Below are 10,584 nucleotides of genomic sequence, written 5' to 3' on the forward strand. Positions count from 1 at the left end.
GTGCCGACGGCGCGCTCGAGGGTCGCGACGAGCGAGGCGTACACGCCGAGGCTCGTCGGACCCGCGGGTTCACCGGAGCCGCCGACCGAATCGGGGAGACCGACCACTTGCGCGGTGCGTTCGCTCACGACGAGCATGTCCTCGGTCGTGGAACCCACGTCTTCGGCCGTGCGGTACAGCCCACCGAGGCTCTCGACGGCGTCGCCGAGGTCGAGGAAGGCCGCGCGGCGACGGTCGGCGTCGAGAATCGTGCCCTCGGGGAGGCCGATCACGCTCTTGCCGCCGCCCGCGTCGAGTCCTGCTGCGGCGTTCTTCAACGTCATGGCCGCGGAGAGCCGCAGGGCGTCGCCGAGGGCGTCGGTCCAGGACGGGTAGGTCCACAGACGGGCGCCGCCGAGGGCGGAGCCGAGCACGGAGGAGTGCAGCGCCACGGCGACGAGCAGACCGCTGCGCCGCCCCGTGATCACCTCCACGCGTTCGTGCGTGAAATCGGGCAGGGGCAGGGCGTTGATCATCGCGTTCCTTGTCGTCGGTCGCCTTGTGGGCGGCACTTTCCGGATGCCGCAGCGTCGCGGCATCCACCTCCATTGTGTCGCGCGCGACGGCCGGGCGCGAGCGTCCCGGGCCGCAGGAAATGGGGGAGGTGCCGAGACCGCACGTCCGGCCCGAGACGACACGGTTCGGCGCGATCGAAGCCCGTGATCTCGCGCGGATCGTGGGATCTCGCGGTGGGCGGCGTCCTAGGCTGTCGGGCATGACCGACGCCCTCCCCGCCCGTAGCCGTCTCGTCGCCGCAGCCCTTCGGGAGGCCGGTATCGAGGGCGACATCGTCGTTCTACCGGATGCCGCGTCGACGGCGGCCCTGGCCGCGGCGGCGCTCGGCATCGAGGTCGGCGCCATCGCGAACAGCCTCGTCTTCTGGAGCGACGACGAGCCGCTGCTGGTGATGACCAGCGGCGCGCACCGGGTGGACACGGCGGCTCTGGCCGAGCGGCTCGGGCGGGGCGGCATCCGCCGAGCGACTCCGGATCAGGTGCTGGCCGCGACCGGACAGCCCATCGGGGGAGTGGCGCCGACCGGCCACCCCGCGCCGCTGGTCACGATCGTCGACGAAGACCTGGCGGCGTTCGACGAGATCTGGGCCGCGGGTGGCACGCCCCACACGGTGTTTCCCCTGACGTTCGACGAGCTGGTGCGCCTCACCGGGGGTTCGGTCTCGCGCGTGGCGTGAGCCGGGCGCGGTCGTGGGGCGTCGCGTCGGGTCGCGGGATGCAGCGGGGCCTGGCGCGGGGTCGCGGGGCGGACAATGTGCACCGGGGCGGTCGGTGTGCGCCCCGGTGCACATTCGGCGCCCCGCACGGTGCGATTGCGTCCGTGACGGGCCCGCCGCGCGGCCGCGCGAGTCAGCGCGGTGACGCGCGGGGGCCACCACCGCGCTGTCGGTCAGACCCCGGTCTCGGGGGTGAGCGCGGTCAGGCACACCACCGCGGCGGCGGCCGACCACGCCTGGGGGCGGCACGCGGCCGGATACGGCGTCGGCACGGAGGAGTGACTGCGCGGGTCGCCGGAGTGCAGTTCGGGGACGCGGTAGGCGAAGCCCTCGGCGGCATCCAGCAGCCCGTCCACCACTGCGCGCGCCCCCTCGTCCAGGCCCGCGCGCAGCATGCCGTGGACCGTGATCGCGGTGTCGTGCACCCAGACGCTGCCGCCGTGATACGACAGGGGCCAGTAGCCCGCGGCGCCGGTCGACATCGTGCGGATGCCGTACCCGCTCGACATGCTCTCGCCGAGCAGCAGCGAGGCGACGTGCGCCTCCTGCTCGCGGGTGAGGATGCCGGTGCCGATCAGGTGGCCGATGTTGCTCGTGAGCGAGTCGACGGGACGCTTGTCGCGATCGAGGGCGACCGCGGGGTAGCGGCCCTCGGGCGTCTGGACCCAGTACGTGTCGGCGAAGCGCGCCTTCAGGTCGTCGGCCCAGGCGCGCCAGAAGAGGACGTCGTCGGCATCCGTCGCCTCCCCGAGGGCGTCGAGCAGATCCGCACCGGCGAGGGCGGCCTCGTACGCGTACGCCTGCACCTCGCACAGGGCGATCGGACCCTCCGCGAGGCGGCCGTCACGCCACTGGATCGAATCGCCGGAGTCCTTCCAGCCCTGATTCGACAGTCCGGTGCCGAGGCGGTCGATGTAGTCGAGGAAGCCGTCGCCGTCGCTGTCGCCGCTGTCGCGGATCCAGCCGAGGGCGCCGCGCAGCGCGGGAAGGAGCTCGCGCACCTCCGCCTCGGGCATGCCGGCGCGCCAGGCGTCGGCGAGCAGGCAGATCCACAGCGGGGTCGAGTCGACGCTGCCGTAGTACTTCGGCGGCAGCACGATGCCCTCGCCCGGTATCTCGAGGGCCGAGGCCCGCAGCTCGTGGAGGATCTTGCCCGGCTCCTGAGCGGTCTGCGCGTCGTCGTCGACCCCCTGCAGCCGCGCGAGCACACGCAGGGTGGATGCCGCGATCTCGCGGTCCAGCGGAAGAGCGAGACGCGCGGCCCAGATGGAGTCACGCCCGAACAGCGTGAAGAACCAGGGAGCGCCGGCGGCGAAGAACTCGTCGTCGGGGTGCTCGGGGAGCACGAGGCGCAGGGCGTCGAGATCGTCGAGGGCGGTCCGCAGCCACCGCGCGAGACGGGGATCGGGCGCCTGGGCGGCCACGGACGCGGCATCCCACCGCGGCGCCGCCGCGGCCGACCCGACGACGAGGGTGTCGTCGCGGAGCGTCAGCGTCCAGGCGACCTCGACGTTGCCGAACGCGGGGACCTCGACGCTCCAGCTCGCCTCGAGCCCGTCGACTCCGGATGCCACGCGGGCGCCGGGAGCGACGAGTTCGAGACCCTGCGTCCCGGCATCCACGATCGCGCGGTCGCCGTCGACGTCGGTGGTCATCTCGCGGCGATTCGCGTGGCCGGACTTCACCTCGTGGAGCTGCGCGAACTCGGGCGACAGCGCGAGCCGCAGGGTCGTCGAGATCGGTCGGTCGACGCGCGAGTGCAGCGTCCAGGTCTCGCTGACCACTCCGTCGGCGACGCGCCGGTCGCGCAGCACCCGCACCTTCGGGTCGGGCGTGGTGTCGTCGAGTCCGCGCAGCAGACCCCCGAGCACGAGACGCGAGGCGCCGTCGGGTGCGGTCGAGATCCATTCGACGGGCGAACCGTCGCAGACGAGCGCGAGGGAGCGCACGTGCCGGACGTCACCGTGGTACACGCCGTGCACCGCGGCCGCGCCCATGTCGCCGGTGGCGTCGGACCACACCTGAGTGGGGGCGCGCAGCACGATGATCGCGTCGTTCAAGAGGGGTTGGAGCGGGGCGGTCACGGCGTCCGTCGTGGCGTCCGTCACGGCCGCGGGCGTCGCGGTGGGGGCGGTGGTCATTCTTTGACGGCTCCTTCACTGGCGTTCATGATGCGGCGCTGGAAGACGAAGAACACCACGGCGACCGGAATCGTCATGATGGCCGCGGCCGCGAGTTTGAGGGGGAATTGGCTGCCCTGACTGAGCTGACCGCTGGCGAGGGCGGCGACGCCCTTGGTCAGGGTGGTGAGCTCGGGCGATTGGGTGGAGATGACGAAGTGGCTGAGCTCGTTCCACGATCCCTGGAACGACAGGATGACGATCGTGATGAGGGCGGGACGTGCCATCGGCAGCACGACCGACCAGAAGATGCGGAACGTGCCGGCGCCGTCGATACGCGCCTGTTCCTCGACCGACGGCGGGATCGACTCGAAGAAATTCTTCATGATGAACACCCCCGCGGCATCCACGAGGAGCGGGAGGATCATGCCGGCGTACGAGTCGTAGATGCCGAGCTGGTTGATCACGAGGAACTTGGGGATCAGCAGCACGACGCTCGGAACGGCCATCACCGCGATGAGACCCGCGAAGACGAGACCGCGCCCACGGAACTGCAGGCGGGCGAGGGCGTACCCGGCGAGGGAGTTGAAGAACACCCGGCCCGCGGTGACGAACACCGTCACCACCGCGGAGTTGGCGAACCAGACGGGGAAGTCCGAGTTCAGGAAGAGCCGCTCGTACGCCGCCCACGTGAAGGTCTGCGGAAAGAGCGAGATGGGATCCGCCGCCGCCGCGGCATCCGTCTTGAAGGAGGTCGCCACCTGCACGAGGAACGGATAGATGTAGATCAGCGCGAGCACGATCAGCAGGGTGTACAGGCCGATCTGCCAGCCCAGCGCCTTGCGCGACATGCGGTGCTTCGCGGGGCGGCGGCCGGGCCCGTCGAGACGCTGCTCGGCGAGGACGGTGGTCTGCGGGGACGCCGTGGCGGTCATCGCTCGCCTCCCTTCGTGGGCACCTCGTATTGACGGATCCGTCGTTTCGACACCGGGCGGTCGCGCAGCACGAAGCGCTGCAGGATCGTCAGCGCGACGATGATGACGAACAGCACGAAGGCGATCGCCGCACCCTGTCCCCATTGCTGCGACAGGAATGCCGACGAGTAGCTCAGGTAGGCCGGGGTGAGCGTGGTCTTGCCGGGGCCGCCCTGCGTGCCGGTGTAGATCTGGTCGAACACCTGCCACGTGCCGATCAGGCCCAGGGTCAACACGGTGAACAGCACGGGCTTGAGCTGCGGCAGGGTGACCCGCCAGAACCGCTGCCACCCGCTGGCGCCGTCCATCATGGCGGCCTCCTGCACGTCGCCGCCGATGTTCTGCAGGCCCGCGATGAAGAGCAGCATGAACGTGCCCGACGTGGTGAACACGGCCATCAGGATGAACGCCGACATGGCGACCGAGGGTCCCGCCAGCCAGTCCCACCACGAGACGCCGAGCAGGGTGTTGCCGGTGAGGAACGCGGGGCCGCTGGTCACGCCGACGGCGGCGAGCAGATTGTGCACGACGCCGGAGGGGTCGCTGAACCAGTTCGGCCCGTTCACGCCGAGCCACGAGAGCACCTCGTTGACGGCACCGGATGCCGAGAAGAGGAACAGCCACAGCACGGTGATCGCCACGGAACTGGTGACCGACGGGAAATAGAAGGCGGTGCGGAAGAACCCGCGGCCGCGCAGGACCGCCCGGTTGACCAGCACCGCGAGGAAGAGGGCGAGCGCCGTCTGCAGCGGGACCACCAGCAGCACGTACCAGGCGTTGTTGCGCAGCGCGGTGCCGAAGTCGCGTTCGGCGAGTCCGCCGCCGGTGGTGACGGCGGCGTAGTTGTCGACGCCGACGAAGTTCACGTTCGACGAGAAAGGGCTGCCGCGACCGGTCCAGTCGGAGAAGCTCACCCACAGCGCCATGAGCACGGGGATGAGCAGGAACACACCCAGGATGACGAGCACGGGTGCGGTGAAGAGCCAGCCGGCGGCGGCCTCGCCGCGCCGGATCCCCGAAGAGGAGGATCCGGCGCGACGCGGCGCGGTGGTGAGAGCACTCACGATTACGGGACGATCGCCTCGAGGTTGGACTGGGCCGTCTGCAGCAGCGCCGCAGGGTCGCCGGTCTTGAGCGACTCGAGCTGCGCGTTGAAGTCGGTGATGACGTCGGCCGCGCCGGCCATGTTCGGCGGGAACTGCGCGTACTCCGCTCCGGCGAGGAAGGCGCCGAGGTCGGGGTTGGCGCTGGTCCACGCGTCGGCCGCGGACTGGATGGACGGCATCGGGCCGAAGGCCTGCGAGAACGCCAGCTGCTGGTCGGTGCTCGTCAGGTACTCCACGAGCGAGCGCGCCTGCTCCTGGTTGCCGCTGTCGGCGGCGAGGCCCCAGCAGTTCGTGAACTGCAGCGTGCCTTTGCCGCCGGGGCCGGCGGGAAGCTCGGCGACGGTGTAGTTCACGTCGGGGTAGTCGGCCGACATGGCCCCTGTGATCCAGTTGCCCTCGATGACCATCGCGGCCTTCTGCGTGCCGAGGGCTTCGCCGCCCCAGCCCGCGCCCACGTCGGACGCGAAGGCGAAGGAGCCGTCGTTCAGGTGCGTCTTGACGTAGGTGAGGGCCTCGACGTTCTCGGCGCTGTCGGCCGTGGCCTGCCCGTCGGTGACGAGCCCGCCGCCGGCCTGCGCCATGAAGGCGCCGACGCGCTGGTACTCGGCGCCGAACGCCAGGCCTACCCGGCCGTCGGCGGTGAGCTTCTGGGCGACGGATGCCAACTGGTCCCACGTCGTGGGGATGTCGGCATCCGTGAGTCCGGCCGCGGTCCACAGGTCGGAGTTGATGATCAGCGCGAGCGTGGAGAAGTCCTTCGGGGCGCAGTAGAAACTGCCGTCGACGGTGAAGTTGTCGACCAGCGAGGGGTAGAAGTCGTCCTTGTTGGCGAGGTCGTCGCCGTAGGCGGCGATCGACCCGTTCGCCGCGTAGCCGGCGAGGGCCTCGGGCGCGAGGTAGAACAGGTCGGGCGGGGAGCCGGCGGCGAAGCCCTGCGAGAGCTGCTGGGGCAGGTCGTTGGCGGTCTGCACCTCGGCGGCGACGCCGGACTGCTCGCTCCACGCGGCGACGGCGTCGGTGACGGCCTTCGTCTCGGCGTCGCCCGAGGAGCCGATGAGGATGCTGAGGCTGCCGCTGCCGGAGGCCTGGCCCTCGCCGGGGGTGTCGTTGAAGCCTGAGCCGCACGCGGTGAGCGTGAGGGCTCCGGTGGCCAGCAGCGCGCCGGCGGCGAGCGCCGTGCGTGTGCGGGGTGCGGGCGTGTGCCGTGTCATGTGTCTCTCTCCTTCGATGAGGCATGCGACCCCTCCGCATGTGGTCGGAGGGCCGTCAGTTTGAACGTTCAAATAACGGTTTCCCCACGGTACGAACACCTCACGGCGGATGTCAAGCGGTTGTCCCCCGGCCTAGGCTGACGGTCTGGACGCGCGTGCCGCACCACCGCCGGGAGCCGGACACGGGGTCGACGCCGCTGCACAGACCGGGACGGGAGGGGATGACATGGCGAAGGCGCCCACCGTCGACGACGTCGCCCGCGTCGCCGGCGTCTCACGGCAGACCGTGTCCAACGTGGTGAACACCCCCGACATCGTGCGCGAGACCACGCGGCACCGGGTCGAGGCCGCGATCGCCGAGCTCGGGTACCGCCCGCACGCCGCCGCTCGTCGGCTGCGGATGCGTCGGAGCTCCACCATCGGCATCCACCTCGATCCGTACGCCGGCGGCATCTCGGGCGTCGTGCTCGACCGCTTCGTGCACGCCCTGACCGAGCGCGCCGGCGAGCGCGATATGCGCGTGCTGCTGTACGCCGCTCGCACGCCCGAGGAGGAGATCGCCCGGCTCGGCGACCTGCTGGAGGGGGGAGAAGTGGATGCCGTCGTCGTCACCGGCACCTTCCACGGCGACCCCCGCACCGGGTGGCTGACCGCGCGGAACCTGCCGTTCGTGTCGTTCGGCCGGCCGTGGGGTGAAGACGACGTGGAAGCGCCCGCGCACCTGTGGGTCGACGTGGACGGCGCGGCGGGGACGCGGGCCGCGACCGAGCACGCGCTGGCCCTCGCGCACGGCGGTGGGCACGTGGCGTTCCTCGGCTGGCCGGCCGGGTCGGGCACGGGGGACGAGCGCGAACGCGGATGGCGCGAAACGGCGAGTGCCGGGCCGAGGTGGGTGGTCGAGGAGAACGTGTCGGCGGCGCGCGACGTGGTGGCGGCCGGTCTCGTCGCCGACCCGGGCATCACCGGCATCGTCTGCGCGAGCGACTCCCTCGCCATCGGGGCGCACCTCGCGACCTCGCTCGCCGGGCGCCCCGACATCACCGTCGTCGGCTTCGACAACACCCCCGCCGCCGAGGCCCTCGGACTCTCGAGCGTGGAGCAGTTGCCCGAACGGGTGGCATCCGGGGCTCTCGACCTGCTGATGGGCGACGGCACGGTCGTCGCCCCGCGGGCGGCGACGGCAGGTGCGGCGCACGTGCTGGTGGAGCCGCGACTCGTCGTGCGGTGAGGCGCGGCGGTGCGCCGCACCGCGGTGTCGCGAGCCGACGGCGGGGCGGCGTCGCGGGTCGGGGCGGGGGGAATGGCATGCGGCGGGATCCTGCGGCGCGCGGCGGCCGGTGGCCCGCAGCACCGGGGCGTGGAATGTGCAGGGGGGCAGTCGTCGCTCGCCCCGGTGCACATTCCGCGGCCCGGACCGGCGGAATGCGCTCGAACCTGTGGAACGTGCACCCTCACGCACCCGAGCGACGCGCGGGGGCGGCGGTGTCGATCCGCGCGGGCGTCAGGCGTGACGGCCGATGCGCCGCGCGAGCTCGCCCGCGGTGGCGGAGGCGGCGTCCGCGAGCGAGGTGGCATCCCGCTCCGGACCGTCCGACGGCCACGTGATCGCCACCGCGGCCGCGGGCCAGCCGGCGTGGTCGAGGACGGCGGCGGCGACGGAGCGGAAACCGGGCGTGACCTCGCCGTCCTCGCTGGCGAAGCCCGCCGCGCGCACCTGGCGCAGAACCTCGCGTAGCGCGCGCGGGGTGGCGGGGCCGGAGCCGTGGCGCTGGGTCAGGGCCGTGGCATCCGGAAACGACGCCCGCACCTGCTCGCGGGGGAGGGCCGCCAGCATCGCCCGACCCGTCGCGGTGAGATGGGCGGGAAGACGCACGCCCACGTCGGTGACGAGTGCGGGGCGACGGGGGGCGCGTTCTTCGACGATGTACAGCACGTCGCGTCCGGCGAGCACGGCGAGGTGGGTCGACTCGCCGACCCGGTCGGACAACGCCGCCAGCAGCGGGCGCCCGAGCCGGGCGAGGGGCTGCTGACGCGCGTATCCGCCGCCCAGTTCGAACGCGGCCGTGCCCAGACCCCACCGTCGGTCGCCGGGCAGGTGGACGACGTATCCGTGCTCCTCGAGCGTCGCGAGCAGGTGGTACACGCTCGAGCGGGGGATGCCGAGGGTCGTGGAGATCGACTGCGCGGCCATCGGGCCGGGCTGGCGCGCGAGCAGCGAGAGGATCCGCAGCGTCTGATCGGCGGCGGGAACCTGCGGGCGCGGATTGTCTGACATGACAGACACAGGATGCCAGAACCCTCTCGTCGCCGGCCGCCTCCCGCGATGGAATCGGCGTATGGACGTCAGCATCACCGTCGGAGCAGCCCCCCTCACCCCCCGCGAGGTGGTCGACGTCGCGCGCCACGGCGCACGGATCGTCGTCGACGGCGACGCGCTCGGCCGCGTGGAGGACACCCGCACCCTCATCGAGGGCCTCGCCGACGACCCGCAGCCGCACTACGGCATCTCGACCGGCTTCGGGGCTCTCGCCACGACCTTCATCGCCGAGGACCGCCGCGCGCAGCTGCAGGCGAGCCTGATCCGCTCCCACGCCGCCGGGACGGGCGGCGAGGTCGAGCGCGAGGTGGTGCGCGCTCTCATGCTGTTGCGCCTGCAGACCCTCGCCACCGGTCGCACGGGCGTGCGCCCCGTCGTGGTCGAGACCTATGCGGCGCTGCTCAACGCCGGGATCACCCCGGTCGTCCGCGAGTACGGCTCGCTGGGCTGTTCGGGCGATCTCGCACCGCTGTCGCACGTGGCGCTCGCCGTCATGGGCGAGGGCGATGTGCGCGACTCCGGCGGGCGATCGATGCCGGCCGCCGACGCCCTCGCCGCCGCGGGGATCACCCCCGTCGCCCTGCGCGAGAAGGAGGGACTCGCCCTCATCAACGGCACCGACGGCATGCTCGGCATGCTGCTGCTCGCCCTGCACGACCTCGAGACACTGCTGCTGACCGCCGATGTGTCGGCCGCCCTGTCGATCGAGTCGCAACTCGGCACGGATGCCGTGTTCGCGGCCGACCTGATGGCGCTGCGCCCGCAGCTCGGCCAGGCCGAATCCGCCGCGAACCTGCGCGCGTTCCTCGCGGGTTCCCCCATCGTGGCGAGCCACCGCGGACCCGCGTGCACGCGCGTGCAGGACGCGTACTCGCTGCGCTGCGCCCCGCAGGTGCACGGCGCGGCGCGCGACACGCTGGAGCACGCCACCGTCGTGGCCGAACGCGAGCTGGCGTCCGCGGTCGACAACCCCGTCGTGACCGTCGACGGCCGCGTCGAATCGAACGGGAACTTCCACGGTGCACCGGTGGCCTACGTGCTCGACTTCCTCGCGATCGCGGTGGCCGACGTGGCATCCATGTCGGAGCGCCGCACCGACCGTGCGCTGGATGCCGCGCGCAGCAACGGACTGCCGCCGTTCCTCGCGCACGAGGTGGGCGTCGACTCGGGCTTGATGATCGCCCAGTACGCCGCGGCCGGGATCGTGTCGGAGCTGAAGCGTCTGGCCGTGCCCGCGTCGGTCGACTCGATCCCCTCCAGCGCCATGCAGGAGGACCATGTGTCGATGGGGTGGGCGGGTGCCCGCAAGCTCCGCCGCGCGATCGACGGGCTCGCGCGCGTGCTCGCCATCGAAGTGATGACCGGATGCCGCGCCCTCGACCTGCGTGCGCCTCTCGTTCCCGCGGCCGCCACCGGCGCCGTGCGCGCGCTCGTCCGCACGCGTGTCGCCGGCCCCGGTCCCGACCGCTTCGTCTCGCCCGAGATCGAGGCCGTCACCGACCTCGTGGTCTCCGGCGCCGTCGCCCAGGCCGCCGTCGCCGAGACGGCCCTCGCCGAGACCGCACTCACCACCTAGACCGCTGTCG

The 10,584-nt window shown here is 72.1% G+C and carries 9 protein-coding genes; 3 read left to right on the forward strand and 6 right to left on the reverse strand.

Annotated features, from left to right (window positions below):
- Window positions 1–515 (reverse strand): Glu/Leu/Phe/Val dehydrogenase dimerization domain-containing protein (locus ACTJJP_RS16085; RefSeq protein ID WP_440775993.1); only part of this gene is annotated, 515 nt, incomplete at its 3' end.
- A 239-nt stretch (window positions 516–754) separates the two neighbouring features.
- Here ACTJJP_RS16085 and ACTJJP_RS16090 point away from each other — a divergent pair.
- The gene (locus ACTJJP_RS16090; RefSeq protein ID WP_440775994.1) at window positions 755–1,231 is read left to right on the forward strand and encodes a YbaK/EbsC family protein; all 477 of its coding nucleotides are present in this window, start codon (window positions 755–757) and stop codon (window positions 1,229–1,231) included.
- A gap of 212 nt (window positions 1,232–1,443) precedes the next feature.
- On the opposite strand, the gene ACTJJP_RS16095 is transcribed toward ACTJJP_RS16090, so the two are convergent.
- The 4 genes from ACTJJP_RS16095 to ACTJJP_RS16110 all read right to left on the reverse strand — a co-directional run bounded on the left by ACTJJP_RS16095 (window position 1,444) and on the right by ACTJJP_RS16110 (window position 6,681).
- Window positions 1,444–3,411, reverse strand: a complete 1,968-nt coding sequence (locus ACTJJP_RS16095; RefSeq protein ID WP_440775995.1) for a glycogen debranching N-terminal domain-containing protein — start codon at window positions 3,409–3,411, stop codon at window positions 1,444–1,446.
- Entirely contained in the window at window positions 3,408–4,241 is an 834-nt protein-coding gene (locus ACTJJP_RS16100; RefSeq protein WP_440776061.1) for a carbohydrate ABC transporter permease, read from the reverse strand. Before ACTJJP_RS16100 ends, ACTJJP_RS16095 begins: the two co-directional genes overlap by 4 nt.
- A gap of 80 nt (window positions 4,242–4,321) precedes the next feature.
- Entirely contained in the window at window positions 4,322–5,428 is a 1,107-nt protein-coding gene (locus ACTJJP_RS16105) for a carbohydrate ABC transporter permease (RefSeq protein ID WP_440775996.1), read from the reverse strand.
- Window positions 5,429–5,430: 2 nt separating this feature from the next.
- On the reverse strand, window positions 5,431–6,681 hold the full coding sequence (locus ACTJJP_RS16110; protein ID WP_440775997.1) for a sugar ABC transporter substrate-binding protein: 1,251 nt from the start codon (window positions 6,679–6,681) through the stop codon (window positions 5,431–5,433).
- Between the two features lie 226 nt (window positions 6,682–6,907).
- Here ACTJJP_RS16110 and ACTJJP_RS16115 point away from each other — a divergent pair, with 226 nt between their 5' ends.
- Entirely contained in the window at window positions 6,908–7,909 is a 1,002-nt protein-coding gene (locus ACTJJP_RS16115; RefSeq protein ID WP_440775998.1) for a LacI family DNA-binding transcriptional regulator, read from the forward strand.
- Between the two features lie 273 nt (window positions 7,910–8,182).
- Here ACTJJP_RS16115 and ACTJJP_RS16120 read toward each other — a convergent pair whose 3' ends face one another.
- Window positions 8,183–8,956 carry an IclR family transcriptional regulator gene (locus tag ACTJJP_RS16120; protein WP_440775999.1) on the reverse strand — a complete coding sequence of 258 codons (774 nt, stop codon included), beginning with the start codon at window positions 8,954–8,956 and terminating at the stop codon, window positions 8,183–8,185.
- A 61-nt stretch (window positions 8,957–9,017) separates the two neighbouring features.
- Between ACTJJP_RS16120 and hutH the strand changes: the two genes are divergently transcribed.
- A complete protein-coding gene (gene hutH / locus ACTJJP_RS16125) occupies window positions 9,018–10,574 on the forward strand; it encodes a histidine ammonia-lyase (RefSeq protein ID WP_440776000.1) in 1,557 nt (518 codons plus the stop codon).
- Window positions 10,575–10,584: the final 10 nt, after the last annotated feature.

The organism is Microbacterium sp. 22296 (genome assembly GCF_052045385.1).
Lineage (GTDB): Bacteria > Actinomycetota > Actinomycetes > Actinomycetales > Microbacteriaceae > Microbacterium.

Coding starts and splice junctions, on each gene's coding strand:
- ACTJJP_RS16090 (WP_440775994.1), top strand. CDS start 755: ATGACCGACGCCCTCCCCGCCCGTAGCCGTCTCGTCGCCGCAGCCCTT.
- ACTJJP_RS16095 (WP_440775995.1), bottom strand. CDS start 3,411: ATGACCACCGCCCCCACCGCGACGCCCGCGGCCGTGACGGACGCCACG.
- ACTJJP_RS16100 (WP_440776061.1), bottom strand. CDS start 4,241: ATGTCGCGCAAGGCGCTGGGCTGGCAGATCGGCCTGTACACCCTGCTG.
- ACTJJP_RS16110 (WP_440775997.1), bottom strand. CDS start 6,681: ATGACACGGCACACGCCCGCACCCCGCACACGCACGGCGCTCGCCGCC.
- ACTJJP_RS16115 (WP_440775998.1), top strand. CDS start 6,908: ATGGCGAAGGCGCCCACCGTCGACGACGTCGCCCGCGTCGCCGGCGTC.
- ACTJJP_RS16120 (WP_440775999.1), bottom strand. CDS start 8,956: ATGTCAGACAATCCGCGCCCGCAGGTTCCCGCCGCCGATCAGACGCTG.
- hutH (WP_440776000.1), top strand. CDS start 9,018: ATGGACGTCAGCATCACCGTCGGAGCAGCCCCCCTCACCCCCCGCGAG.